This is a genomic window from Psychrobacter sp. GW64-MNA-CIBAN-0177, assembly GCF_040309585.1.
In the GTDB taxonomy this organism is placed as follows: domain Bacteria; phylum Pseudomonadota; class Gammaproteobacteria; order Pseudomonadales; family Moraxellaceae; genus Psychrobacter; species Psychrobacter okhotskensis.
On sequence record NZ_JBEOOY010000163.1, the window covers coordinates 1 to 280 of the forward strand.

Sequence of the window (280 nt, forward strand, 5' to 3'; positions counted from 1 at the left end):
GTGCTAAACCGACAAAAAACCACTTTTGCCAGCCACCAGCATCCGCTAAAAAGCTAAACGCTGCGCCAGAGTTGTATGCCAGTGTCCAATTTAAAATCGGTTCAATAACGGATACCGGCTCATGAAAGGTAAGCTTGGTTTCAGCCAGCCATTTTGTCCATTGGTCAATGATGAGCACTAGTAACGAAAGCCCGTACCACTTAACTGCCTGATTGCCATTAGCAACCAATTTTGGTGATTTATTTAGGCGACTTCTAGGCGTCAGTGAGCTGCCCGTAGT

At 46.1% G+C, this 280-nt stretch carries 1 protein-coding gene; it reads right to left on the bottom strand.

The window, feature by feature from the left end:
* Positions 1 to 229 (bottom strand): signal peptidase II (locus AAEY79_RS14605; protein ID WP_352289028.1); only part of this gene is annotated, 229 nt, incomplete at its 3' end.
* Positions 230 to 280: the final 51 nt, after the last annotated feature.